Origin of the sequence: Devosia oryziradicis (assembly GCF_016698645.1) — a bacterium.
GTDB lineage: Bacteria > Pseudomonadota > Alphaproteobacteria > Rhizobiales > Devosiaceae > Devosia > Devosia oryziradicis.
Map to the genome: position 1 here is coordinate 1,258,262 of NZ_CP068047.1, position 24,751 is coordinate 1,283,012.

The window sequence follows — 24,751 nt, forward strand, 5'->3', positions numbered from 1 at the left end:
GTGGAACAATGGGGATCGGGGATGCTGGTTCCCGCACCGAGGGGGAGATAGGCGCAGCAGGGCTTGCGGGGGCGGGTCCAGGGCTGGCAGATTGCCGCCAACCTGGAGAAAGCCATGAGCATCGAATTTCTCGTCACCACGCTGATCGTGGTCGTCTCGCCCGGCACGGGTGCGCTTTACACCATTGCCGCTGGGCTCAGCCGCGGCAGCAAGGCGAGCCTGTGGGCGGCGCTGGGCTGCACGGTGGGCATCGTGCCGCATATGCTGGCGGCGATCACGGGCCTCGCCGCGATCCTCCACACCAGCGCATTGGCCTTCGAGATCATCAAGTATCTGGGCGTCGCCTACCTGCTCTACATGGCCTGGGCAACGTTGAGGGAAACCAGCGCCCTGAACGTCGAGGCGGATCGGCAGCCCAAGTCGGCGGGCAAGGTGATCGTTGAATCCATCCTGATCAACATTCTCAACCCCAAGCTTTCGATCTTCTTCTTCGCCTTCCTGCCGCAGTTCGTGCCGGCCTCCACCCCCAACGCTCTGACGCGCATGCTGGAGCTGAGCGGGGTCTTCATGGCCATGACCTTTGTGGTCTTCGCAGCATACGGACTGTTCGCCGCGGCCATCCGCAGACATGTCATTTCCAGGCCCGCGATCATGCTATGGATGCGCCGCACATTTGCCGGCGCCTTCGTGCTGCTCGGCGCCAAACTCGCATTGACGGAGCGTTAGACCCATGGCCGACCTTTCGGGCTTTCCCATCACCAAACGCTGGCCGGCAGCCAATCCTGACGTGATCCAGCTTTATTCCTTCCCAACGCCGAACGGTGTGAAGGTATCGATCATGCTGGAGGAAACCGGGCTCCCCTATGAGGCGCATCCGGTCAACATCACCCAGAACGAGAGCTGGACTACCGAGTTCCTGTCGCTCAATCCCAATGGCAAGATCCCTGCCATCATCGACCCGAACGGGCCCGGCGGCGCGCCGCTGGCGCTGTTCGAATCCGGCGCCATCCTGATCTATCTTGCCGACAAGGCGGGCAAGTTCCTGTCCGCCGACCCGGCGCGGCGCTACCAGACCATCCAGTGGGTGATGTTCCAGATGGCGGCCATCGGGCCGATGTTCGGGCAGGTCGGCTTCTTCCACAAATTTGCCGGCAAGGATTTCGAGGACAAGCGTCCGCGCGACCGTTACGCCTCCGAGTCCAAGCGCCTGCTGGGCGTGCTGGAGCAGCGCCTGGCGGACCGCGACTGGATCATGGACGACTATTCCATTGCCGACATTGCGACGCTGGGCTGGGTGCGCAACCTTGTCGGCTTCTACGGAGCGGGCGAACTGGTCGACTATGGCAGCCTCAGGCACGTGCCGGCGTGGCTCGACCGGGGACTGGCGCGCCCTGCTGTGCAGCGCGGGCTCGAAATTCCGGGGCGCGGCTAGACGATCTCGCAACCCGGGCGGGCTTTGGCTCGTTAAGCGCGGGTTGCGGAGGATACCAGCATGCATACGCCACATGAGTCTGAAATTCGCGCTCGCGCCTATGCCCTGTGGGAAAGCGATGGGTCTCCAGAAGGCCGCGCGGACGACTACTGGCACCGCGCCGAACGCGAGCTGAGCGAAGAGATGAACCTCGACCTGTCCGAAGAGGCGGCCGAGGTGACTCAGCCGCGGCCGCCAGCCGGCTTTCCGGCGCATTGATGGACGAGGATCTCGACGGGCTGACGCGGGACGAGCTGCTGGGCGTAGCCCGCCAGCTGCGGCAGGCCATCCGCGCGCATCGCGACCAGACCGGCCATGGGCTGTGCTGGCATCACCCCGATATGTGGGCGCTGTTGCCCGACAAAGTCGATCCTCAGATCGCGGTGCCGCCATGGCCCAAATTCCTGCGCGGCTGCGTCAAGTATCGCGAAAGCCTCGACAGCCAGCGCCCCGATGCCCCGGTTCATGACAGGGAATTCGGCGAGTAAGCGGCGCTAGGACTCTTCGCGGATGTTGTAATGGCGCGGGAGCCCGGCGGTGACTTCCGCCCAGGGCGATGCCTTCGCGCGGGCCTGGTGTGCGTCGAAGGCGGCGCGATCCGTGAAGGTTTCGGAGACAAGAAAGCGGCTCGGGTCGCTGGGATCGACCACCACATCGAAAGCCAGGCAGCCCGGTTCGGCGCGGGTCAGGGCGATGTGATCGGGCAAGGCCCGGGTGACTGCCTCCGCTCGATCGGGAGGCACTTCCAGATAGCCATCGAGAAACACCTTGCCGGCCATGGTGGCTCCCTAGAGGGTCAAGGCTTCGGCCACAGTCAGGAATTCGCGACCCTGCTCGGTTTCGCCCAGTTCCATCAGGTGCAGGCCGGTGGAGACGCGTTCGATATAGCCCCATTGCCAGATGGCTTCGGCCGGCACCTGCGTACGGGAGGTCAGGTGGCGGGCGTGGCTTCGGGCGATGTCGTGGGCATGTCGACCGCTGACGCCTTCATGCCAGGCCCGCAGCAGGACACCCAGATCGTAGGCGGGCTCGATGGCCAGGCCATCGGGATCGATGAACTTCCACTGGTGCCCGTCGGTTTCGGGCACTTCGAGGATATTGGCCGGATGCGGATCGCCATGCGCCAGCACGGCACTTTCCGGCCGCCAGGCGGCCGCCCGGTCCCTGCAGTACATCAAGGCGGTGTCGCGCACCGCGGGCGAGCATGGCTGGCCCAGTTGCTGGTTCAGCCGCAGGATCATGCCGGCGAGACTATTGGCCTTTTCCGCGCCCGTGACCCAGGCGAAGCCGGGCGGCACGGGCATCCAGGCCTCGAGCAGGGTCGCGCACATGATGTCGATCTTGCCCATATAGGGCAGCTCACGGTCGTCGAGCCGGTCGCCAAGGCGTTCCAGCAGCATGGCATGGCGATCGGCATCCTGCCGGATCAGCCGCACATAGCCCTTGCCCCGAGCGATGGCGAGCACCGTGACCTCCTCCCGCCCGATCCGGCTTCCCGGCGTCGGCAGCTTGATGATGAAGCTGGCGCCGGTTGCATCGGTTGCCTCGGCGACAAAGGCCGCGCTGCCGCCGGGCAGGGCCTCGCCAATAGTGAGACCCCATTCGTCTTCGAGTCCGGCCAGGGTGGTGTCGAGTTGGGCCAGCCAGGCCTCTCCGTCGGGCCCTTCGCCCTCGGCCCGGCGCCGGACGATCTCGGGGAGGGAGAACCTGGCAGAATCCGACATGATCAGACGCTGCCCACGGTCTTGAGGCGGATGCGGGGATGGACCTCGTTCTGACTCATGACCACGGTCTGGGGGCGGAAGCGCTCGATGATCGAGCGAACATGCGGGCGGATCGCGGGCGAGGTGATGAGCACCGGCAACTCGCCCAGTTGGGCCGCACGCTCATAGGCGGACTGGATGGCGCCGATGAACTGCTGCAGGCGGCTGGGCGCCATGGCCAGGTGGCGGTTCTCGCCATCGCCCACCATGGCTTCGGCGAAGTCCCGCTCCCATTGCGGGCCCAGCGTCAGCAGCGGCAGGTTGCCATCGGGTCCGAGATTGGCGGCACAGAGCTGGCGCGCCAGGCGGCTGCGGACGTGTTCGGCAATGGTCTGTACCGAGCGGCCCGGACCCGCAACCTCGGCAATGCCCTCGAGGATGGTGGAGAGGTCGCGGATGGAAATGCGCTCGTTGAGCAGCGCCTGCAGCACGCGCTGCACGCCAGACACGGTGATCAGGCCCGGGACAATGTCTTCCACCAGCTTTTGCTGCTCCTTGGGCAGGCCCGAGAGCAGCGACTGGACATTAGCGTAGCTCAGGAGGTCCGCGACGTTGGCCTTGAGCACCTCGGTCAGGTGCGTCGAGATGACGGTCGAGGGATCGATGATGGAAAGGCCGCGCAGTTCGGCCTCGTCGCGCAGAGCGGGCTCGATCCAGGTGGCCGGCAGGCCGAAGGTCGGCTCAGTCGTGTGCGTACCGGGCAGGTCGATCTGGTTGCCATAGGGGTCCATGACCATGAGCTGGTTGGCATAGACCTCGCCGATGCCGGCCTCGACCTCCTTGATGCGGACCTTGTAGACGTTGGGCTCGAGCTGCATGTTGTCCAGGATGCGGACAGGCGGCATGACGAAGCCGAGCTCGATGGCAAGCTGGCGGCGCAGGGCCTTGATCTGCTCAGTGAGACGGTCGCTGCCGTTTTCGTCTTCCTTGACGAGACCGAGCAGACCATAGCCGAGTTCGAGCTTGAGCTCGTCGATCTTGAGACTGTCGGTTATGGGGGCCTCGGCGGCCGGGCCGGGCGCGCCTGGAGCGCCGGGCTGCGCCGGCGATTTCGCGATCTGGTCCAGCGTGGCCTTGGCGTCCCTCACCTGCTTGGTGCCGGCGGCGCGCCAGGCGACATAGCCGACGCCGCCGGCCAGTGCGAGGAAGGGGATCATTGGCATGCCGGGCAGGAAGGCCAGGGCACCCATGACTGCCGAAGACATCCCCAGGGCGCGCGGATAGCCGGTGAACTGGGCCGACAGGGCCTTGTCGGCGCTGCCCTGCACGCCGGACTTGGACACCAGGATACCCGCGGCGGTCGAGACGATCAGGGCCGGGATCTGCGAGACCAGGCCATCGCCGATGGTGAGCAGGGTATAGACGTTGCCGGCCTCCTGGAACGACAGCCCCTGCTGCATGATGCCGATCAGCATGCCGGCAGAAATGTTGATGAAGGTGATGATCAGGCCGGCAATGGCATCGCCGCGCACGAATTTGCTGGCACCGTCCATGTTACCGAAGAAGGCGCTTTCGCCTTCGAGTTCCGCGCGCCGCTTCTTGGCCGTGTCCTCGTCGATCAGGCCGGCGCTGAGATCGGCGTCGATGGCCATCTGCTTGCCGGGCATGGCGTCCAGGCTGAAGCGGGCGGCCACTTCGGCGATACGGCCGGAACCCTTGGTGATGACGATGAAATTGACGATCACCAGGATGATGAAAATCACCGTACCGATGATGAAATTGCCGCGCGTGATGAAGTTGCCGAAGGCCTCGATCACGTGGCCGGCAGCACTGTGACCGGTGTGACCTTCGCTCAGGATCAGGCGGGTGGTGGCCAGGTTAAGGCCAAGCCGCAGCATGGTGGCGATCAGCAGCACCGTCGGGAAGGACGAGAATTCGAGCGGCTTCTGAATGAACAGAGCCGTCATCAGGATCATCACGGAGAAGACGATCGAGATGGCAAGAAGGCCGTCGACCAGCAGTGCCGGCATCGGCACGATCAGGATGACGATGAGGCCCATGACGCCCGCGGCCAGGGCGATATCGCCCGAGCGCAGGGTGTCCAGCACGGTGCCGACGGACGGCACCTTGAAGGCAGGGCGGGCGTTGCCGGTTGGCAGATCGACCATCTAAGTCCTAAGCCACGGAGCGGCGTTCGCCGGGTTCGGGCACATGCGTGCCTTCATCGGCATATTGGTTGAGCTTGTTGCGCAGGGTCCGGATCGAGATCCCCAGGATATTGGCCGCGTGGGTGCGGTTACCCAGGGTGTGGTCAAGAGTGTCGAGGATCAGGTCGCGCTCGACATCGGCCACGGTACGTCCCACCAAGGCAGCGGACATGGTTTGCGCGGTCTGGGCGAGCTGGGCGGACAGCGAGTTGCCGGCGGCCGCTTCGGCGAGGCCCATGCCATCGGGCAGCACGATGGCCTCCGGGCCAATGACATCGCCCGACGACAACAGCACGGCGCGATGGAGGGTGTTTTCCAGCTCGCGGACGTTGCCCGGCCAGGGCGCCTTGAGCAAGGCAGCGCGGGCTTCGGCGGAGAGTTCGCGCGGGGGCAGGCCGTTGGCCTTGGCGTATTTGGCGACGAAGTGCTCGGACAGCGCGGCAATGTCGCCGGGGCGATCGCGCAAGGCCGGCAGCTTGAGATTGACCACGTTGAGGCGGAACAGGAGGTCTTCGCGGAAAGTGCCTTCGCGCACCGCCTCACTGAGGTTTCGATTGGAGGTGGCGAGAATGCGGATATCGACCGGCACCGGCTTGCCACCGCCAACACGGTCGATGACGCGCTCCTGGATGGCGCGCAGCAGCTTGGCTTGCAGGCGGATATCCATCTCGCTGATTTCGTCGAGCAGCAGGGTGCCGCCCGAAGCCTCCTCGAACTTGCCGATGCGGCGCGCGACGGCGCCGGTGAAGGCACCCTTTTCGTGGCCGAACAGCTCGGATTCGAGCAGGGCTTCGGGAATGGCGGCGCAGTTGACCGAGATAAAGGGCTTGTTGGCCCGCTTGGAGCGCGAATGCACGTATTTGGCGATGACCTCCTTGCCGGTGCCGCTCTCGCCGGTGATCAGGATCGAGGCGTCGGAGCCGGCTATTTGGTCGGCCATCTTGACCACGCGCTCCATAGCCGGGTCGCGGAAGAGGAACTCGGAGGCGTCGCGAGCGACCGCGGCGATGACCGCGGCGATCAGCTCGGCATCGGGTGGCAGGGGGATATATTCCTTGGCGCCGGCGCGGATGGCGTTGACGGCGGCGGCCGCGTTGGCCTCGACGCCGCAGGCGACCACCGGAATGGCGATGCGTTCGGCCTCGAGCCCGGCAATGAGCCCGCCGATGTCCATGACGACGTCGACCAGCAGCAGGTCGGCACCGCGGCCGGCCCGCAGCGCGGCCAGGGCGATCTCGACCGAGGGGGCATGGGCCACCTTGGCTCCGCCATTCATGGCCATCTTGGTGGCTTCGCTGAGCTGGCCCTCGAGGGCTCCGATGATGAGCAGACGCATCCTCTACTCCCTACTGCGGTTTAATGATTTCGGTCATGGTGACGCCGAGCTTGTTTTCCACCAGCACGATTTCACCACGGGCGACGAGACGATCGTTGACGAAGATTTCGACGGCTTCGCCGACCTGGCGATCGAGCTCGATGACGGTGCCGGTATCAAGGCGGAGCAGGTCGCTCACCGGCATCTTGGTACGGCCGAGGACGACCGAAATGCGAACGGGAACGTCGAACACCGCCTCGAGGTCGGCGGCGCTGCGCTCGACATGGGCCTGGGGGCCGTCGGCACGCTCTGGCGGCAGCATCTCTTCAAACGAGATGCCTTCCTGCATGGTGATGTCGTCATCGCCGGATTCGGAAGCGCTCAATGATCGCTCTCCTGCTGCTTGGCCTGTCCACCGCGGGCGGCGAGATAGGCTGAAATCTTGTGATCAATGTCTTTAGCGACGGCGCCGATATCGCGAACCAGGCCGCCATCGACCCATTCGAGGCGCCCATCGCCCAGCCGCAGGTCGGGGTCGCCCATGACCACGAGGCGACCGGCAAAGCCCGAGGTCTGCATGTGGGCGGTGGCGACGTCACGGATACCGTCGGCAATCGAGGGGTGGCAGCGCACGACGAGGTGGGGCACGCCGCTCAGGCTCTGCATGCATTCGGCGATCAGCGCGTCGAGTTCGACTGTGGGGTAGCGGGCCAGCAAGTGCAGCGCCAGCTTGCGGCCGATGCTCGCTGCCAGCTCGACGGCCTCGCGCCGGATCTGCGCGGTGGCATCATCGAGCGCGGCGGTCATTTCGGCGCTCTGGGTTGCCAGGGTACCGGCGGCAGCCGCCAGGGTCTGCGCGGCAACGGCCGTCGCGTTGCGCTCGCCGGCAGCCAATCCCTCGGCATAGGCTTCCTCGCGCGCCTGCGCGATGAGCTGGGCGACCAGGCGTTCGGGCATGGTCGGTTCGGGCGGCGCCGATGGCGTCGTGCGCTTGCCGAGGTCGAGGTCGAAAGTGAAGCGGGCGGGGGCGGGGGACATGGATTACGCCACCATCTGGTCGTCGGCTTTGGACTTCATGATCAGGATTTCGCCCTTGGCTGCGAGATCCTTGGCCGTGGAGACCATGCGGCCCTGGGCCTCGTCGACATCCTTCAGGCGCACAGGACCCATGGCTTCCATGTCGTCCTTGAGCAGCTTGGCGGTGCGGCCCGACATGTTCTTGAAGAAGGTTTCCTTGACCGACTCGTTGGCGCCCTTGAGCGCCATGGCCAGTTCCTTCTTGTCCATCTTGGTGAGCAAGGTCTGGATGGCCGAGGATTCGAGCTTGGCCAGGTCCTCGAAGGTGAACATCAGCGCCTTGATGCGCTCGGCGTCGTCGCGGCTCTGCTCTTCAAGCGTGGTGATGAAGCGCGCTTCGGTCTGTCGATCGAAGCTGTTGAAGATCTCGGCCATCTGCTCGTGGCTGTCGCGACGCTTGCTGTGATTGAGCGTCGACATAAATTCTGTGCGAAGGGTGGTCTCGATCTTTTCGAGAATTTCCTTCTGCACGGGATCGAGGCCCAGCATGCGCTGCACCACGTCCATGGCCAGTTCTTCGGGCAGCACGGCCAGGACCTTGGAGGCGTGGTCGGTGGCGATCTTGGAGAGCACCACGGCGATGGTCTGGGGGTATTCGTTCTTGAGATAGGCGGCCAGGACGTCGGCCTGCACGTTGGAGAGCTTCTCCCACATGTTGCGGCCGGCCGGGCCGCGGATTTCCTCCATGATGGCGTCGACCTTGTCCTGGCTGAGGAAGCTCAGCAGCAGACGTTCGGTGGAGTCGGTATTGCCCGACAGCGAGCCGTTGGAGGAAATGGTGGTGACGAATTCGATCATCAGGTCGTCGAGCATTTCCTGGGTGATCGGGCCCAGGCGCACCATGGCACGGCTGAGCTGCTTGACCTCGAGTTCGTCCAGCTCATCGAAGATGGGCTTGCCATAGTCGGGCCCCAGCGCCAGCAAAAGGGCCGCCGCCTTTTCGTCGCCCTTGAGCACGCGCTGGTGAGCGGCATCGTTGCCGACGACCAGTTGCTTGCCGCCGCCTGCGCCGGTGGCATCCGGGATATCAAGGGATTGGGGTACGATGGACATGGCGGTTACGCTGCGTTACCCAGCCAGTCGCGCACGATCAGCGCGGCCTGCTTGGGATTTTCTTCAACAAGATTGCCGACGGTCTTGAGGGTTTGGAGCTGGGTCTCGCCCATCGACTTGGCGTTCGCGACCCAGGCTGGTGTCTTGTCCTTGGGCTCCTCGGGCTCCGAAATCACCTGGCCATCAGCGCTGAGCACGCCGTGGTGGCCCAGTTCAGCGGCCGAAGGCAAGGCGAGCGGCTGGCTTTCGGGCGTCAGGACCTTCTTGAGCAATGGGCGCATGACGAAGAAGATCAGCGCCAATGCGATGAGCAGGGTAACCGCCATTTCCGCGCCATTCATCAGGTCGTCGCGGGTGAAGTCGAGCAGGCCGCCCGTTGCGTCGGTGCCCGGCACGGCCAGTTCGGGCCGTTCGGCGAACTGCATGTTGACCACTTCGACACTGTCGCCGCGGGCCTCGGAATAGCCGACGGCCGAGCGGACCAGGGTGAGGATCTGGGCGATTTCGTCGGCGCTGCGCGGGGTATAGACCGGGTCGCCATTGGTGGCGGCGGAATAGACGCCATCGACAACGACGGCCACCGACAGGCGCTTGATCGCGCCGGCTTCGGTAACGGCCGTCTGGGTGGTCTTGGAGATTTCGTAGTTGGTGACCTCTTCGGTGGAAGTGCCCTGTTCGGTGGCGCCGGTGCCGCCAGCGTTCTGCGAGGCGCCGGGCAGTTCGTTGGCCACGGTCACCTGGCCGTTAGCGCCATTGGTCAGGTTTTCCGTCTCGCGCACCTGGCTGGAGCGGACGACCTGCGATTCCGGATCGAAGGTTTCCTGCGTAGTGGTGGAGCGGTTGTAGTCGATCTCGGCGCTGACTTCGACGCGGGCGCGGCCGGCGCCGACGACATTGGCCAGCATGTCCTCGACGCGGGTGCGGAGGCGGTTCTCGAAGCCCAGGGTGCGCTCGGCGGCTTCGCCGGCCAGGGCGCCCTGCTCGTCGTCGCCCGATCCCGAGGCCAGGAGGTTACCCTGGTCGTCGACGATGGAGACGCGCGTGGGGGTCAGGCCCTCGATTGCCGAGGCAACCAGGTGCTGGATGGCGCGGATTTCGCCGGCGGACAGTTCTCCGCGCACCGACAAAACGATGGAAGCGGAAGGGTCGGTGCGCTCACGGCGGAACAGCTCGCGCTCGGGCAGGACCAGGTGCACCCGGGCCGACTTGATGCGGGTCAACGAGCCGATAGTGCGGGCCAGTTCCCCTTCGAGGGCGCGTACATTGTTCAGATTCTGCACGAAGCTGGTGGCGCCCAGGGTCGACTGCTGGTCGAAGATCTCGTAGCCGACCTGGCCGCGCTGGGGCAGGCCCGAACCGGCCAGCGTCATTCGGGTGGTGGTGATCTGGTCGCGCGGAATGAGAATGGTGTCGCCATCGCCGCGCAACTCGTAGGGAATGTTGAGCGACTGCAGTTCGGTCACAATTGCCGAGGAGTCTTCTAGGCTGAGGCCGGTATAGAGCGGGGACAGATTCGGCGTCTGCGCCCGCATGATCAGGAAGCCGAAAAAGCCGAGCAACAGGACGGCCACGACCGCCATGGCAGCCAGCCGAGGCAGGCCTATGCGGTTGATCAGCTGGGTAAAATTGTCCACGCCGGCACTCGATTGAAAGGTGGCCATGCCTACGCAACGCGCGCAGAGGCCGCTGGGCAAAAATTACCTACCGGATGGTAAAGATTGTCTTAACTGCTGGTCGCAGTTTGCGAATTCGGGCAGAAAATGCCGAGCGCGGTAAAGGAAGGATGAAGCGATGCTGAGGGTTTTGGGACGGGTCACTTCGATCAATGTGCGCAAGGTGGTGTGGGCGCTGGACGAACTGGCGCTCGGCTATGAACGCGAGGACTGGGGCCTGCCCTTCCGCGACCCCAAGGTGCCCGAATTCCTGGCGCTCAATCCCAACGGACAGGTGCCCGTTCTGGTCGAGAACGGCTTCGTGTTGTGGGAAAGCAATGCCATCCTGATCTACCTGGCCGAGCGCGAGGGTGCGCTGTTGCCCGAGCAGCTCGAATTGCGCGCCATGGCCTTGCAGTGGCTGGGCTGGCAAGCGGCAGAACTCAATCCGCCCTGGGGCTACGCGGTCAATGCACTGCTGCGCAAGACGCCCGGCTATGACGATCCAGCCAAGGTGGCGGACTCGATGTCGCGCTGGACCAGCAAGATGGAGATTCTCGAAGCGGCGCTGGCCGGGGCAAATACCGGCTATATCGGCGCCGGCTTTTCCATCGCCGATATCGCGCTCGGCCTTTCCGTACACCGCTGGATGAGCATACCGGCGGACAAGAAGGAATTCCCTGCCGTCGCTGACTATTACGAGCGTCTCCTGAGCCGCGAGGCCGGTGCCCGCTGGATGGGACCCGAGACGCCTTAAGCACCGAGAGGGTTACGATCATGGCTAGTGTCCTCGATGCCGGGCCGTTCTTTCACGGCACGGTTGCGGCACTGCAGGCTGGCGACCTGCTCACGGCAGGATACCGGTCGAACTATCGGCCCGACATCGTCATGAACCATATCTACTTCACCGCGCTGGTGGACGGGGCAGGGCTGGCCGCGGAGCTTGCTGCGGAACTGGTCAAGGGTGTCGCCGAGCCACATGTCTACGAAGTCGAGCCGACCGGGCCTTTCGAGAACGATCCGAACGTGACCGACAAGAAATTTCCGGGCAACCCGACGCGGTCCTATCGCAGCGTGGCCCCACTCAGGGTGGTGCGCGAGATCGCTGATTGGACGAGACTGACGCCTGAGGCGCTGCAGATGTGGCGGGAGCGGCTGTCTGCGCTCAGTGCCAATCCCGATGCGAGGATCATCAACTAAGAGGCTGCGGATTTTGCGAGGACTGCAATGAACAAGGCTGAAATAGCGGCGCAATGCCAGTGGGACTACTACGACATGGGCCACTTGAGACTGCATGTCCCGTTGTTCGGCGTCGAACTGCCCTTCACGCTCTTCCCGGTCGATGGGGCGGGGCCAGAACTAACGGACAAAATGGCGGCCACCATTGCCGACGTTCTAGCGCTCGACCCGGCCCAACTCGATCGCGTCAAGGCCATGATGTGGGAGGAGGCCAACTTCGCCTTCCAGGTCGCCGACTATGGCGTTGAATCCCGGCCTGGAGAGACGAGCCTCGAGGCGCATCTGCGCGAGTTTGGCATCGCGGGGCCAGAGGACGCCTTCGCCCGGAGCGTGCTCGAGGAAGTACAGATACACGACCAGTTCGACAGCCGCTTCGCCGAGCTAAAGCTCGTTACGGGTGCCAACAACCTCGTGGCTGTCGTCGTCAAGGATGGTCGCATCATCGACTGGGGTGATGACGGACTCTATCTGGGCGAATTCGAGGAGGACGAGCAAATATTGAGCAAGCGGAGACAGGCAGTGCTCCGTTAGGCACTTCCCGGTTCACATGCGACCAGAGCGGCCCCTTGCATCTCTCTCGTCATTCGCTATACTGAACTACATGGTTCAGTTTCAGCAAAGCCGTTTCGACACCTCGTTCGCCGCGCTTTCGGATGCCACCCGGCGTGGTGTGCTTGAGCGTCTTGGGCGGTCCGATGCCTCGATCACCGATCTGGCCGAGACCTTCAGCATGACGCTGACGGGCATGAAAAAGCACGTCAGCGTTCTCGAACAGGCCGGATTGGTCACTTCGGAAAAGGTTGGACGTGTTCGGGTCTGCCGGCTGGGCACCAGCCGCCTCGAGCATGAAGCGGAATGGATCGAGCGCTACCGGCAGCTCTGGGACGCGCGGTTCGACAAGCTGGACAAAGTTGTCGAAGAACTCAAACGCAAGGAGAACAATGATGAACGATAGGCAGGATGGCGGCTCGGCCGCCACGGGCAACCGCACGTCGATTAAGCGGACGTCGGACTGCGAAATCACGGTCACCCGGACATTCGACGCGCCGGCCAGGATCGTGTTCGAAGCCTGGACCAGGCCGGAGTTGTTCGCGCAGTGGTGGGTGCCCAAGTCGCTGGGGGTGCCGCTGCGCTCCTGCCAGTTGGATGTACGCACCGGCGGCAGCTATCGCCTCGAATTCGGCAAGGATGGCGAGACGACATGGGCCTTTTTCGGCACCTATACCGATGTGGTGCCGCCCACGCGGATCGTCTGGACCAATGACGAGGGCGACAGCAGCGCCATTTCCACGGTGACGCTGGTGGAAAAGGACGGCAGGACGCTGCTGACCTTCAGCGAACTCCACCCCAACAAGGAGGCGCTCGAGGCCTCGCTGGGCGGGATGGAAGGCACACCCGAGCAGTTCGACCAGCTCGATGCCGTGCTCGCCAGCCTCAGCGCCGGCGGCGCCTGATCAGGCCTGGCCCAGGTGGCGCGGCCCGCTGAGGCGAAGCCATATCGCCATGGCGACAAGAGGCAGGCCCCAGGCGATCCAGGCATCGAGTGCGTAGAACGCCTCGAAGTGCCTGGAACCGCCGACTGCCTTCCATAGGCCTAGGTAAATGCGAAAGAACAGCGCGCCCGACGTCACCGCGGCCATCATCAGCATGCAGGCGCGGTGGGGAGCAACTTGCCCCCGCCGAATATGCCAGATGCCCAGGGCCAGCAGCACGATCCACGCAACGCCCTGGGCCACGAAGCCGGCGGCGGAGATCTCCGTGACCGGCATCACGACAGCAACCGGAATGGCCGTCAGGCCCGCGACGAGAACAATGGCCGCGGTGACGCGTCCAACGAGGCGATGCCACCGGGTGCCACGCATATAGAGGACCAGGGGCACCAGCAGCAGGGCCAGGCCACCCGATACCATGTGAACGGGAAAGATGACCGGCAGCAATTCCAGCTTGACCGCAAGAGGTTCTGGAAAGCCGTCATTGTCAAAACTTTCCGATATTCCGCGCAGCGCAACGTAGATTACAAACAACAGCGGAGGCGCTAGCATAAGCCAGCGCCAAACGGCCATGATCGGCGGGCTAGCCTTATGCGAATGGGAGTTCATGATGGCTCGTAACCACGTTGTTGCAACCCTGGCCCTGGGCCTGGCCCTCGGTTTGTGCGGAAATGCGGCACAGGCCGCAACCGAACAGTATTATGGCCGCTGGACGGTAAGTGATGAAGAGCCCGCTTATTCGTCTAAAGGCATACGCTATAAAACGATTGATGTTGCGCCCTGCGGCGAAGATTTCTGCGGCATATCGGTGGGCGAGGACAATTCGTGCGGCGAGGTGCTGTTCCGGTTCCTGACAACCCACGCCGCCGATGAACTGCTGGTCGGGCACGGCCGGTGGGGAAACGCCAAGAAGAAGCTGGAAATGTACTACGGCGATGACAGCGAGGCGCCCTACATGTTCGTTGCGCTGGGGTCCGACGATATGGACTTGAGCGGGCGCGAGGGCAGCATTCCGACCTTCCAGGCCAGCTATGAGCGGCAAGGCGAGGTTGCCTGCACCACGGACTGACCCAGCCGGAATGGCATAGCGCAAAGCCCGCCGAGTTTCCTCGGCGGGCTTTGCGATGTTTGGTCATCCGTCAGACCTTCGATCTTCACCCCTCGCGGTAGTGCTGAATCCAGGTGGTGCGGAGACCGGCCAGGCCATGCTTGTCGATGGCGGCCTGCCAGTTGAGAAATTCATCGACGCTCAGGGTGTAGCGGTCGCACGCCTCTTCGAGGCTGAGCAGTCCGCCGCGCACGGCTGCGACGACTTCGGCTTTGCGGCGGATGACCCACCTCCGCGTATTGGCGGGGGGAAGATCTGCGATCGTGAGCGGACTTCCGTCCGGACCGATAACGTACTTAACGCGAGGACGCATTTGTACGGTCATTTTACTCTCTACTCAACCTGACCATATGAGGAAGAGAGTAGGGTACCAGCCTTAAATTTCGACTAAGGGAAAACTTACAACAGGTTAAGAATGGCGTGGGATTTCAACGCACTGAATCAAGATTTCGCGGGGTCTGAGCGTTGAAACGAATTGCCCGGCAAAAGCCGGGCAATACCTTGAACCGAGTGTATTCGGGTCGCGCGCTCCTGTCAGGCGTCGTCTCCGGAGGCGGTGACATCGGGGATGCGGACGTCGGTGACGTCGGTGATGGAGACGCGGCGGCTGCCGACCGTGAGGACTGGCACATCGCCGGTGAAGTCGACGGCGGTAACGACGCCGATCGAGGCGGTGCTGATCTTGACGTCCTTGCCGTTGGCGTCCTTGCCCTTGATGTCGATGGTATAGACGCCGTTGGGCTTCATGTTGCCATCGCTGCCCTTGCCATCCCAGCGGAAGGTGCCGGGGCCGGACTTGAGCGGACCCGTTTCGGAATAGACGACCTGACCGTTCTTGTCCTTGATGGTCACGGTGGCGTTGGCTGCATTGGCGTCGGCGCTATAGGCCCAGAAGACCGCGTTGGCATCGGTCAATTCGCCGGTCTTGCCCGAAGACGTCACTTCTTTGCCGATATAGGACACGGCATCCGACTTGGCCGTATTCTGGCTCGAGAGCATCAGTGTCTCGAGGAATTCATTGGTCTTGAGCTGCTGCTCGACGCCGGTGAACTGTACCAGCTGCTGGGTGAACTGGTTGGTATCCAGCGGATCCATCGGATTCTGGTTCTTGAGCTGGGTGGTCAGGATGCTCAGGAAGGTGTCGAAATTGTCGGCGATGGTTGAGCGCGAGCTCGCCATCTGACTGGTTTTGGAATTGCCTGAAACGCTATCGATTGCCATGACACCTACTCCTTACGCGATGATGTTGACGCCGCTGGCAGTCAGGCTGCCGCGGTAAAGATTGACTGTGGGCGGCGGCGTGTCGTCGGTGCCGGACACGATGTCGCCGCCGAAAATGGGGCCGCGGCCCTGGCCGCCGTCCTGGCGCTGCTGGCCGCTGAACGGGTTCTGCTTGAGCGAGAATTCCAGGTTGGTCTTGCCGCTATCGAGGCCGGCCTGCTGCAGCGCGCGCTCCAGAGCGCGCTGGTCGCGCTGCATGAGATCGAGCGTTTCCGACTTCTCGACAACCAGTCGGGCATGAACCTGGCCGGCCTTGTCGATGTCGAGTCGAACATCGATGCGGCCGAGTTCGGGTGGATCGAGGCGAATCTGGAAGCGGGAATTGCCCTCGTTGACCTGGCGGACCATCTCGAAGGCGAGCTGGGGCAGGTTGAGCTGCTGCTGGCTGGTCTGGTAGCCGGCCTGAACAACACGCGGTGCCGCGACGACCTCGGCGCGCGCCGCGGCCTGGGGCGGCAGGGTATTGTTCTGCGGCTCAGGCTGTTTGTCGATCGCGGCAGCGGCAACGGGCGAGCGCTGGGTGTCGAGTTTGTCCTGCCGGTCGCTGTCGCGATCCGTGGCATCATCGGAGGCTCGGGCGCTGGCCTGCACCGGTGCTGGCGCGTCCGACGTTTCGGTGGTTTCCCCCGCGGCATCGGCAGCGGGCGCATCGGTCGCTGGCGCGGTCGGGCCTGCTTTCCCGGTCAGCGCCTTTTCAGTCAGCTGAAGTTCGGGCGCGGCGAGCGGCATCGTCGCGATGTCGGTGTCAACGGCGGGCTTGGTGGCCTGGGCGAGCTTGGCCAGCGCTGCATCGAGGTCGAGGTCGGCCTTGGCATCGAGTTCGAGCTGGGCCAACTGGTCGGCGTCGGCTTCACCCTTGTTGAGCGCGGCCAGCAATGCGGCCAGCTTGTCGCCAACCGATTTGATCTGGGCCGAGAGCTCGGCGCTGGCTTCGGCCGAGGCCGAGCCACTGAACAGGTTTTCGGCGACGGGGCCAAAGGCAGCGGTCAGGCGGGCGGCAAGGCTGGCATCGTCGGGCTGGATGTTGTTCACCAACGCCGTGAGGTCGTCGAGCGAGGGCAGGGCGGAGAGGTCGATGTCGAGTGCCGCGGCCAGATCGGCCAGCGCAGCGTCCAGTTTCTTGAGCGTCTCGGGATCAAGCGGCTCTCCGGCTTCAAGCTTGGCCTTGAGGTCGGCGAGGGTATCGACAATGTCGGACAGCACGGGTGTGGCGTCCAGTCGATCCTGGATCGGTACCACGGCATCGATCACAGCAGCGATGGCGTCGGGGTCGTCCTGTTCAGGCGTTCCCTCTTCGCCAAAGCCCAACGACATGTTCACCAGGTTCCCCAGGTTCACGTCCAGGCTGGCGGTCGAACTCTTGCTGGTTTCCGTATTGGCCGGCGCGTTTGCGGCGCCCAACAGTGCTGCGAACACATCGACCGGGCCCTCGGTCGCATCTGCGGATGCGTTGAGAGCCTTGCTGCTGCTGACGCCTGCAGTGGTGGTGGTAACCGTCAGATGTGATGCCACGAATGCGAACCCATGTACTAATGCGACTAATCCGCTGGTGACGGTGCAAGGGTGGTGCCAAGTGGGACTTCAGCTAAAAGGTGTTTATTCGACAATGGGTTGAGCAGAGGCAGGACAATCCGAACTTGCCTTCTGGCGGCAAGAAATACTGCCGGGCGGCATTTCTTGCCCAGTTGGCGGGATGGCTCGGGGTGAGCCTCCACGGTTGCTAGCGCCGTGCAGAAGGCGTATTGAGCGCCACCAAATTCGTCCGCTGGCCCTTGAACCCAACCGGATACAGGACATGTTGAACTCGCTTGATATCGCCAAGCGTCCCGAAGACACGCGCGTCGTCGTCGCGATGTCGGGGGGCGTGGATTCCTCGGTCGTTGCCGGCCTGCTTGCCCGGCAGGGCTATGACGTCGTCGGCGTCACCCTCCAGCTCTACGATCATGGCGAGGCCACCCATCGCAAGGGCGCATGCTGCGCCGGGCAGGATATCCACGATGCGCGCCGGGTGGCGGCGACCTTGGGCATTCCCCATTACGTGCTGGACTATGAGGAGCGCTTCAAGCGCTCGGTGATTGCGCCCTTCGCCAATGCCTATCAGCAGGGCGAAACGCCGGTGCCGTGCATTGCCTGCAACCAGTCGGTCAAGTTCGTCGACCTGATGGAAGTGGCCCGGGACCTGGGTGCGGACGTCCTGGCCACCGGTCATTATGTGCAGAGCCGGCTGGGCGAAGACGGCCGACGGCAGCTGTTCCGCCCGGTCGATGCCGAGCGCGACCAGACCTACTTCCTGTTCGCCACCACGCAGAGCCAGCTCGATTTCCTGCGCTTCCCGCTGGGCGGCATGCCTAAGGCCGAAGTGCGCGAACTGGCCCGCGACATGGGGCTCGAGATCGCCGAAAAGCACGACAGCCAGGACATCTGCTTCGTGCCGCAGGGCAAGTATGCCGACATCATCCGCAAGATGCATCCCGAGGCTGCTGCGCAGGGCGAGATCGTCCATCTCGATGGCCGGGTACTCGGCACCCATGAGGGCATCGTCAACTACACGATCGGCCAGCGCAAGGGCCTGGGCGTCGCAGCGGCCGAGCCCCTCTATGTGATCAAGCTCGAGCACAAGACGGGTCGCGTCATCGTCGGCCCGCGCGAGGCGCTCAAGACCCATACGGTGCGGCTGCGCGACGTCAACTGGCTGGGCGCCCGGCCGCTGGCCGAACTCAGCGCCGGCAATGGGGCCCCGGTCGAGGTCAAGGTCCGCTCAACCCGTGGCCCGCAGCCGGCCGTGGTGCAGATGCGCGGCGACGACGTGTTCGTGACGCTGGTGTCAGGCGAATACGGCATCTCGCCGGGCCAGGCATGCGTCTTCTATGCCGACGACACACCGACCTCGGAAGTCTGGGGCGGCGGCTTCATCGCCGAAGCCGTGCCGCAAGTGTTTGCGGCTGCTTGAGGCATACAAAGTAATTGTGCGGTTCCGGAAATCCACTACGGTAGATGTCTGTCGGCGTCGAGCGATTACTGGATATGCTTTTTTCTGTTCTGCCTAATATCTGGCGACTGCGAACGTGCGAAGAGGCTGTTACCTTTGATAGCGGCCTTCTTACGGTCAAGCGGGAAATAAGGTCCAAGCTGAGGATCATCGCCATCGATGACGAAGGCTTCCCGTATCGCGAAGGGCTGGAAAGCTACGGCTTTACCCTGACCACCCGCACCACCTCCCCGCCCGGAACCGAGTTGGGGCAATTTGCCATCGTCATATCGGACATCATGGGCGTAATGCCCCAGAACACCAATCAGCATGGCCTGCCAGCCATCGAGGAGTACTTCAACGAATACCCGCTGCTGCGCGTCGTCGTGCTCACTGGCGCCCAAAGGAACTCCAATCTCATTCGGCGAGCCGAGCAGAGCAGCGATATCGTGCTGTCCAAGCAGACGGCGCTCGAAGACATGGTCCCGGTGCTTGATCGGCTGCTCGCAGACATTCTGTCACCCACAAGCCAATGGACCAGGATGCGCAACTTCCTGCGTAAGAAGGGGCTCAATTCCAAGCAGCTCTTGTTGGCGGAGCACTACTACACTCAATCGTTTATCAAGAACCAGCCGGACATCTTCTCCAAGGGTCTCGGCAAGCTGCGAACAAATGTCGATTATTCCGAGGTTTTGGCAGGTTCCGTTTCCGCATTTTCCGCAGTCGTCAAACTAGCGCGGACGCTGTCGGGACCATGAACACACCCGAGGAACTGAACTGGCTCGTCCAGCACCACCATGATATCGAAGGGCTGCTCGAGGCGCTCAGGCAACAGTCTTTGGTCCCGCAGGGCGGAGCGAACGACGCGGCTGGGCTGCGCCAAAAGCTACAGAACGTGAATGATCTCCTCAATCTGATCATGGCGCAGCGCCAGGCTGTGAACTATCTCGAAGGCTTCACTGCCACGCAGATGGACCTTTACCTTTACAAGAGCATGGACGCGACGATCCGTGCTGCTCGGGCCTGGGCTAGCTACTGCAACCGCAAGGTCAGGATACAGCTGACGGGCAAGTCCCATGCCTGCGTGCGCGGACCCAACTACTTCAACATGGTGCCATGGACGCTTCTGCAAAATGCAGTGAAGTATTGTGCGAGCGGCAGCATCATTAATTGTGAGGTGAATGACGGCGAAACGCGCATTGCTGGGTCGGTGACGTCCTTGGGCCCCTATGTCCATGATGACGAGGTCGAGAAGATTTTTGAAAGCGGCTACCGGGGGCGGGAAGCCAGGACAATGGACAAAGGAAGCGGTTTGGGGCTCTACAACGCCCGGCGGGCTATGCGCGAAGAGTTTTTCGGGGACATTCTGTTCGAGCGGAGCAGCCCGCCGATGGATCTGAGCGGGCGCAAGTTCGGTTATTGCCGCTTCACAATTGTCCTCAATCGCCAATAGTCATGGCGCCGGCGCGTCGGCTGCCGCCGGCGCCGCTTGGGTCGCCGCGGCATTGGCTTCGCGCAGCTGCTGATAGGCGTTGATGCCGCCCAGCCAGGTGGAGATGGCGATCAGCACCAGGATGGCGCCCAGCACCAGCAGCATGATGCGCCCGCGGTTGAGCGCAAAGGGGCTCGGCTTTGGATCGTCCATCGGGGCCTCGCGAAATAAATCTGCATAACCACCCCAAGGGTCGGGCGGGCAGGGGCGTCTTACCACTACAATGATGTCAGAGGTAGGCTCGGGTGCATGGCCTGGTGATGGGACTGACTGCCGCATCCCCCGTCGATGCTGCGAACGCGATGACGCGGGCGCTGGTCGTGCGCGCGCAGCACGGCGATCCCGAAGCCTTTGGCGAGCTGATTGAGGATCACTATGACCTCATCTATCGCACGGCCTGGAAATGGTGCGGCAATCGCGCCGATGCCGAGGACATCGCGCAGGATGTCTGTGTGAAGCTGGGTAGCGCCATTGCCGGCTTCGACGGGCGCAGCGCCTTTTCGAGCTGGGTCTATCGCATCACGCTCAACGCGGTGCGCGACATGCAGCGGGCGGGCAAAAGACGCGGCAAATATGCCGATGCTTATGCCGAGGTAACGCCGGAGGACCAGCCGGCGGAGCAGGAAGAGGCAGCGACCAATCGCCAGCTCTGGGCGGCGGTGCGCACCCTGCCCGAGAAGCAGCGCGACGCGGTGCTGCTGGTTTATGCGGAGGAATTGAGCCACGCGGCGGCGGCCGAGATCATGGGCATCAAGGAAGCGACGGTGTCGTTCCATGTCCACGAGGCCCGCAAGACCCTGAGGGGGCTGCTATGAGCAATGACGACATGCACGATCCGTTTGAACAGCTGAAAGGCGCCCAGGCGCCCGACCCGCGCGCCGAGGCCAGAAAGCGTGCCATGGCGGCGGGCATGGCGGCGTTCGAGGCTGCGAACAAAAAAACTTCGCCGGCAGCCCAAGGATCGTCCTGGGGCCAGCGTCTCACGTCCATCATCACTTCCTGGAAAGGGAAATCGATCATGGACATGCGTCTCCCCATCGGCACTGCCGCTATCGCCCTGCTCATCCTGCCACTCGGCTACCAGCTCTATTCGACAACCTCGATGACGCCGGCTGACGCCGTGCCGCCGCGCCCGGTCACTTCGGTCGAACCGCCGCCGGTCGAACAGGGTGTCGAAACCCAGGCCGAGCAGGCGGTCGATGCGGTGGCCAACAGCACCGCCAGCCCGATGACGGTAACCCCGGTCTCGCCAGGCACGGAAGCGGCGGCCGCGGGTCGCGACGAAAGTGTCGTTGCCCCCGAGCCGGTGCCGATGGAGGAGATGGCGCCCGATCTCGATAGCGGGCTGATGGATACCGAAGTTGCCCGCCAGCAAGCGCCCATGGTTGGCGGCACGGTGGCGCCGCAGCAGGCGCCTGCCGGGGCGGCCATGGCGGAAAGCGGCACATTCATGGCCGCGCCCGCCCCCATGCCCCCAACTGTCGCGCAGCCGACGCAGCCCAGTGGCGACGAATTCACCGGCTTCGAGGAACAGCGGCTCAGGGCCGTGGCCGAAGAACCGGTCTCGACTTTCTCGATCGATGTCGACACCGCCAGCTATTCCTATGTGCGGCGGATGATCGAGGACGGCTACCTGCCCGAGCCTGATGCGGTGCGCATCGAGGAGATGATCAACTATTTCCCCTACGACTACGCTCCGGCCGATAGTGCCTCGGTGCCGTTCAAGCCGACCATGGCGGTCTACCCCACGCCCTGGAACCCCAAGACACAGCTGCTCCATATCGGCATCAAGGGTTATGTCCCCCCGGTGACTGAAGACAAGGCCAGCAACCTGGTATTCCTGATCGACACGTCAGGCTCGATGGACGAGCCCGACAAGCTGCCATTGCTCAAGCGCGCCTTTGCGCTCCTGGTCGACCAACTGTCCGCCAATGATACGGTGTCCATCGTGGTCTATGCCGGCTCGGCCGGCGTGGTGCTAGAGCCGACCCCGGCGACCGAGCAGGCCAAGATCCTGGCTGCGCTGGATAATCTCTCGGCCGGCGGCAGCACAGCTGGTGCAGAGGGGATCGAACTGGCCTATAGGCTGGCCGAGCAGGCCAAGGTGGAAGGCGGCACCAACCGGGTGATCCTCGCCACCGACGGCGATTTCAATGTCGGCATCGACAATCCGGAAGACCTGGAGAATTTCATCAAGGCCAAGCGCGACAGCGGCGTGACGCTGTCGGTGCTCGGCTTTGGCCAGGGCAATCTCGACGACGCGACGATGCAGGCGCTGGCGCAAAACGGCAACGGGAATGCCAGCTATATTTCGAGCTTCCGCGAGGCCCAAAAGGTGCTGGTGGAAGAAATGGGCGGCACGCTCGAAATGATCGCCAAGGACGTCAAGATCCAGATCGAGTTCAACCCGGCCATGGTCGCCGAGTATCGGCTGATCGGCTACGAGACCCGCGCGCTCAATCGCGAGGATTTCAACAACGACAAGGTCGATGCCGGCGATATCGGCGCTGGGCATACCGTGACGGCGATCTACGAGATTACCCCCGTCGGGTCGGGTGCCGGATTGGTCGATCCGCTGCGCTATGGCGCCGAGGAGCCGGTGATGTCGACCGGGCAGGAAATTGCCTTCCTCAAGATGCGCTACAAGCTGCCCGAGAGCGATGTAAGCCAGCTCATCGAGCAGCCGGTGACACCGTCGGTGGTCTATGGCGATATCGGCGAAGTCAGCGACGACATGCGCTTTGCCGCAGCCGTGGCCGCCTATGGGCAGAAGCTCAAGGGCTCGAACTATGGCGGGGAAATGAGCTGGAGCGACATCGCCGCGCTGGCTCGTTCTGGCAAGGGCGAGGACGAAAGCGGCTACCGCGCCGAATTCATCCAACTGATCAAGACGACGGCACTTCTGCAGCCGGATACGGTTGACGTGGACACGACCCGGCCCGACCCGGGCTGCATCATGGGCACGACCGGGGAATGCGCCCCGCAGCAGTAGTTTGCGCTGGGTAATCCGCAAGACGCGATCGTCACCCTCGGGCCAGGCCCGAGGGTGTTTTCATTTGGCTTCGTAGGGCGGATGAAAGTCCTTCACCTCTCCCTTTGGGGGAGAGGTCGGCCGTAGGCCGGGTGAGGGGGCCTTCCCCTCACGCAGCGCTCTGTAAAGGCCCCCTCACCCGACCCGAAGACGGGTCGACCTCTCCCCCAAAGGGAGAGGTGAAGAGGCGCCCAGCCGTTAAACCAGCGGCTTCAATCCCGCTTCGATGCTGGCCCGCTTGCCTTCCAGGAAGGGCGGCAGGGCCAGGCTTTCGCCGAGGGTCTCTATCGGCTCGTCTGCGGCAAAGCCGGGGACGTCGGTGGCGATCTCGAACAGGATGCCATTGGGCTCGCGGAAGTAAAGCGAGGTGAAATAGAAGCGCTCGACTTCGCCGCTGGAGCGAATGCCGACGTCATTCACCCGCCGGATCCACTGGCGCAGGCTGTCCTGGTCGGGCGTGCGGAAGGCGACGTGGTGGACACCACCGGCACCGGGACGGGCCGGCGAAAGGCTCGGATCGACCACGACATTGAGTTCGGCACCCGGACCGCCAGGACCCATTTCGAAGACATGGGTTTCGGCAACGCCATTGGCGGCGGGGTAGGAGCGAACCTTGCGCATGTTCATCACCTGCGTCAGCACGGCTTCTGTCCGGTCCAGCCGCGGCACGGCCAAGGAGATCGGGCCCAAGCCAATGATCTGCCGTTCGGCCGGCACCGGCGACTTGGCCCAGGGCACGACCTTATTGGCCTCGTCGATCACCATACGGAAGCGCTGGCCCTCGAAGTCCTCGAAATCGAGCGACAGGCGGCCATTGCGTTCCTTCATGGCGGACGTGCCAACATTGTTGGCCTGCAGATGGTTCTTCCACCAGTTGAGGCTGTCCTCGCTGTCGACGCGCAGGCCGGTGCGGCTGACGGTGTGATTACCGCGCTGTTCGCGGGCGGCGGGGAAGTCGAAGAAGGTGAGGTCGGCGCCGGGCGAAGCCACGCCGTCACCATAGAACAGGTGATAGGCCGTGGTGTCGTCCTGGTTGACCGTCTTCTTGATCAGCCGCATGCCCAGGGTCTGGGTATAGAAGGCGAGGTTCTTCTTGGCCTCGGCGGTTACCGCCGTGAGGTGATGGATGCCTCCGAGTTCGAGCGTCATCTGGTGTCTCCTGAAGCGGCGGGGTTGTTGCGCGCCGTGTTGCAGACAGATGTAGAGGACTGCGCTCGGCTTGTGGAGAAGGACAATAGCGACGGACTGGTGTCGATTATTGAACGGACGATGGTGTGAGGAACGTCAGCACTGAATTCGGCTCGACGATCAGCTCGCGCAGCCGGGCATTGAAGACGGCGCCATAGGGAGCGGTGATGTGCGCCGAGAAAGCCGCCTTGTCGCGATAGATTTCATAGACCACGAACTTTGAGGCGTCGTCCAACCGGCGGAAACACTCGAAGGCGATATTGCCCTGCTCCTGCCGCACGTCGGCGGCGAGGCCGGCAAGCAAGGCGGCCACCGTATCGCCCTGGCCGGGTCGGGCCGTGAATTCGGCGATCAGGGTAATGGGCCCGGTGGTCGGCAGGTCGTTGAGCATGTCCATGGGCGACTCCAGTTTGGCGCAACTACACCACGTCCAACCACCGGCCGTCACCTTCGGGCTTGACCCGAGGGCTTTACAT

The 24,751-nt window shown here is 63.5% G+C and carries 30 protein-coding genes; 15 read left to right on the forward strand and 15 right to left on the reverse strand.

Going from position 1 to position 24,751, the window contains the following annotated elements:
• Window positions 1-114: 114 nt before the first annotated feature.
• The 4 genes from JI749_RS06340 to JI749_RS06355 are packed head-to-tail and all read left to right on the forward strand — an operon-like array spanning window position 115 to window position 1,959.
• Window positions 115-726, forward strand: coding sequence for a LysE family translocator (locus JI749_RS06340; protein ID WP_201660955.1), 612 nt, complete (start codon window positions 115-117; stop codon window positions 724-726).
• Between the two features lie 4 nt (window positions 727-730).
• Window positions 731-1,432: a glutathione S-transferase N-terminal domain-containing protein gene (locus tag JI749_RS06345; protein ID WP_201660958.1), complete on the forward strand. Its 702-nt coding sequence runs from the start codon at window positions 731-733 to the stop codon at window positions 1,430-1,432.
• Between the two features lie 60 nt (window positions 1,433-1,492).
• Window positions 1,493-1,690 carry a DUF2934 domain-containing protein gene (locus JI749_RS06350; protein WP_201660961.1) on the forward strand — a complete coding sequence of 66 codons (198 nt, stop codon included), beginning with the start codon at window positions 1,493-1,495 and terminating at the stop codon, window positions 1,688-1,690.
• Window positions 1,690-1,959 carry a hypothetical protein gene (locus JI749_RS06355; protein WP_201660964.1) on the forward strand — a complete coding sequence of 90 codons (270 nt, stop codon included), beginning with the start codon at window positions 1,690-1,692 and terminating at the stop codon, window positions 1,957-1,959. Before JI749_RS06350 ends, JI749_RS06355 begins: the two co-directional genes overlap by 1 nt.
• A 6-nt stretch (window positions 1,960-1,965) precedes the next feature.
• Here JI749_RS06355 and JI749_RS06360 read toward each other — a convergent pair whose 3' ends face one another.
• From JI749_RS06360 to fliF, 8 genes are read right to left on the reverse strand one after another with little or no spacing between them, the layout of a single operon-like run.
• Window positions 1,966-2,250: a putative quinol monooxygenase gene (locus tag JI749_RS06360; RefSeq protein ID WP_201660967.1), complete on the reverse strand. Its 285-nt coding sequence runs from the start codon at window positions 2,248-2,250 to the stop codon at window positions 1,966-1,968.
• 9 nt (window positions 2,251-2,259) lie between these two features.
• A complete protein-coding gene (locus JI749_RS06365; protein WP_201660970.1) occupies window positions 2,260-3,195 on the reverse strand; it encodes an aminoglycoside phosphotransferase family protein in 936 nt (311 codons plus the stop codon).
• A gap of 2 nt (window positions 3,196-3,197) precedes the next feature.
• Entirely contained in the window at window positions 3,198-5,342 is a 2,145-nt protein-coding gene (gene flhA, locus JI749_RS06370; protein ID WP_201660973.1) for a flagellar biosynthesis protein FlhA, read from the reverse strand.
• 7 nt (window positions 5,343-5,349) lie between these two features.
• Window positions 5,350-6,717, reverse strand: coding sequence for a sigma-54-dependent transcriptional regulator FlbD (flbD, locus tag JI749_RS06375; protein ID WP_201660976.1), 1,368 nt, complete (start codon window positions 6,715-6,717; stop codon window positions 5,350-5,352).
• 10 nt (window positions 6,718-6,727) lie between these two features.
• On the reverse strand, window positions 6,728-7,018 hold the full coding sequence (fliN, locus tag JI749_RS06380; protein ID WP_233280916.1) for a flagellar motor switch protein FliN: 291 nt from the start codon (window positions 7,016-7,018) through the stop codon (window positions 6,728-6,730).
• 59 nt (window positions 7,019-7,077) lie between these two features.
• Complete coding sequence (locus tag JI749_RS06385; protein ID WP_201660979.1) at window positions 7,078-7,734, reverse strand: FliH/SctL family protein; 657 nt, start codon at window positions 7,732-7,734, stop codon at window positions 7,078-7,080.
• A 3-nt stretch (window positions 7,735-7,737) separates the two neighbouring features.
• Window positions 7,738-8,826, reverse strand: coding sequence for a flagellar motor switch protein FliG (gene fliG, locus JI749_RS06390; protein WP_201660982.1), 1,089 nt, complete (start codon window positions 8,824-8,826; stop codon window positions 7,738-7,740).
• 5 nt (window positions 8,827-8,831) lie between these two features.
• Window positions 8,832-10,460 carry a flagellar basal-body MS-ring/collar protein FliF gene (gene fliF / locus JI749_RS06395; protein ID WP_325166764.1) on the reverse strand — a complete coding sequence of 543 codons (1,629 nt, stop codon included), beginning with the start codon at window positions 10,458-10,460 and terminating at the stop codon, window positions 8,832-8,834.
• A 157-nt stretch (window positions 10,461-10,617) separates the two neighbouring features.
• Between fliF and JI749_RS06400 the strand changes: the two genes are divergently transcribed.
• The 5 genes from JI749_RS06400 to JI749_RS06420 all read left to right on the forward strand — a co-directional run bounded on the left by JI749_RS06400 (window position 10,618) and on the right by JI749_RS06420 (window position 13,171).
• A complete protein-coding gene (locus JI749_RS06400) occupies window positions 10,618-11,235 on the forward strand; it encodes a glutathione S-transferase family protein (protein WP_201660988.1) in 618 nt (205 codons plus the stop codon).
• Window positions 11,236-11,255: 20 nt separating this feature from the next.
• A complete protein-coding gene (gene arr / locus JI749_RS06405; protein ID WP_201660992.1) occupies window positions 11,256-11,678 on the forward strand; it encodes an NAD(+)--rifampin ADP-ribosyltransferase in 423 nt (140 codons plus the stop codon).
• A gap of 27 nt (window positions 11,679-11,705) precedes the next feature.
• Complete coding sequence (locus JI749_RS06410; protein WP_201660995.1) at window positions 11,706-12,248, forward strand: hypothetical protein; 543 nt, start codon at window positions 11,706-11,708, stop codon at window positions 12,246-12,248.
• 70 nt (window positions 12,249-12,318) lie between these two features.
• Window positions 12,319-12,672, forward strand: coding sequence for an ArsR/SmtB family transcription factor (locus tag JI749_RS06415; RefSeq protein WP_201660998.1), 354 nt, complete (start codon window positions 12,319-12,321; stop codon window positions 12,670-12,672).
• On the forward strand, window positions 12,662-13,171 hold the full coding sequence (locus tag JI749_RS06420; protein WP_201661025.1) for an SRPBCC domain-containing protein: 510 nt from the start codon (window positions 12,662-12,664) through the stop codon (window positions 13,169-13,171). Before JI749_RS06415 ends, JI749_RS06420 begins: the two co-directional genes overlap by 11 nt.
• On the opposite strand, the gene JI749_RS06425 is transcribed toward JI749_RS06420, so the two are convergent.
• Complete coding sequence (locus JI749_RS06425) at window positions 13,172-13,741, reverse strand: DUF2306 domain-containing protein (protein WP_201661028.1); 570 nt, start codon at window positions 13,739-13,741, stop codon at window positions 13,172-13,174.
• Window positions 13,742-13,817: 76 nt separating this feature from the next.
• Between JI749_RS06425 and JI749_RS06430 the strand changes: the two genes are divergently transcribed.
• The gene (locus tag JI749_RS06430; protein ID WP_201661031.1) at window positions 13,818-14,276 is read left to right on the forward strand and encodes a hypothetical protein; all 459 of its coding nucleotides are present in this window, start codon (window positions 13,818-13,820) and stop codon (window positions 14,274-14,276) included.
• Between the two features lie 85 nt (window positions 14,277-14,361).
• Here JI749_RS06430 and sciP read toward each other — a convergent pair whose 3' ends face one another.
• The 3 genes from sciP to JI749_RS06445 form a co-directional block, all read right to left on the reverse strand.
• Window positions 14,362-14,640, reverse strand: coding sequence for a CtrA inhibitor SciP (gene sciP / locus JI749_RS06435; protein WP_035102845.1), 279 nt, complete (start codon window positions 14,638-14,640; stop codon window positions 14,362-14,364).
• A gap of 209 nt (window positions 14,641-14,849) precedes the next feature.
• Window positions 14,850-15,536 carry a flagellar hook assembly protein FlgD gene (locus JI749_RS06440; RefSeq protein ID WP_201661034.1) on the reverse strand — a complete coding sequence of 229 codons (687 nt, stop codon included), beginning with the start codon at window positions 15,534-15,536 and terminating at the stop codon, window positions 14,850-14,852.
• A 12-nt stretch (window positions 15,537-15,548) separates the two neighbouring features.
• Window positions 15,549-17,108, reverse strand: a complete 1,560-nt coding sequence (locus JI749_RS06445; RefSeq protein WP_201661036.1) for a flagellar hook-length control protein FliK — start codon at window positions 17,106-17,108, stop codon at window positions 15,549-15,551.
• A 283-nt stretch (window positions 17,109-17,391) separates the two neighbouring features.
• On the opposite strand from JI749_RS06445, the gene mnmA reads away from it, so the two are divergent.
• Genes mnmA through JI749_RS06460 form a run of 3 tightly spaced genes read left to right on the forward strand, consistent with a single transcriptional unit; the run spans window position 17,392 to window position 20,017 of the window.
• Complete coding sequence (gene mnmA / locus JI749_RS06450; protein ID WP_201661040.1) at window positions 17,392-18,546, forward strand: tRNA 2-thiouridine(34) synthase MnmA; 1,155 nt, start codon at window positions 17,392-17,394, stop codon at window positions 18,544-18,546.
• Between the two features lie 44 nt (window positions 18,547-18,590).
• Entirely contained in the window at window positions 18,591-19,322 is a 732-nt protein-coding gene (locus JI749_RS06455; protein WP_201661042.1) for a response regulator, read from the forward strand.
• Complete coding sequence (locus JI749_RS06460) at window positions 19,319-20,017, forward strand: ATP-binding protein (RefSeq protein WP_201661045.1); 699 nt, start codon at window positions 19,319-19,321, stop codon at window positions 20,015-20,017. The genes JI749_RS06455 and JI749_RS06460 overlap by 4 nt, the downstream gene beginning before the upstream one ends.
• On the opposite strand, the gene JI749_RS06465 is transcribed toward JI749_RS06460, so the two are convergent.
• On the reverse strand, window positions 20,018-20,209 hold the full coding sequence (locus JI749_RS06465) for a hypothetical protein (RefSeq protein WP_201661048.1): 192 nt from the start codon (window positions 20,207-20,209) through the stop codon (window positions 20,018-20,020).
• A gap of 149 nt (window positions 20,210-20,358) precedes the next feature.
• Between JI749_RS06465 and JI749_RS06470 the strand changes: the two genes are divergently transcribed.
• Together JI749_RS06470 and JI749_RS06475 are read left to right on the forward strand one after the other, a co-directional pair.
• The gene (locus tag JI749_RS06470; protein WP_201662622.1) at window positions 20,359-20,871 is read left to right on the forward strand and encodes an RNA polymerase sigma factor; all 513 of its coding nucleotides are present in this window, start codon (window positions 20,359-20,361) and stop codon (window positions 20,869-20,871) included.
• A gap of 203 nt (window positions 20,872-21,074) precedes the next feature.
• Window positions 21,075-23,048, forward strand: a complete 1,974-nt coding sequence (locus JI749_RS06475; RefSeq protein WP_233280887.1) for a vWA domain-containing protein — start codon at window positions 21,075-21,077, stop codon at window positions 23,046-23,048.
• 237 nt (window positions 23,049-23,285) lie between these two features.
• Here the strand turns inward: JI749_RS06475 and JI749_RS06480 are convergent, their stop codons facing one another.
• Window positions 23,286-24,236, reverse strand: a complete 951-nt coding sequence (locus JI749_RS06480; protein WP_201661054.1) for a ring-cleaving dioxygenase — start codon at window positions 24,234-24,236, stop codon at window positions 23,286-23,288.
• 106 nt (window positions 24,237-24,342) lie between these two features.
• Window positions 24,343-24,672 carry a putative quinol monooxygenase gene (locus JI749_RS06485; RefSeq protein ID WP_233280888.1) on the reverse strand — a complete coding sequence of 110 codons (330 nt, stop codon included), beginning with the start codon at window positions 24,670-24,672 and terminating at the stop codon, window positions 24,343-24,345.
• Between the last annotated feature and the right edge of the window lie 79 nt (window positions 24,673-24,751).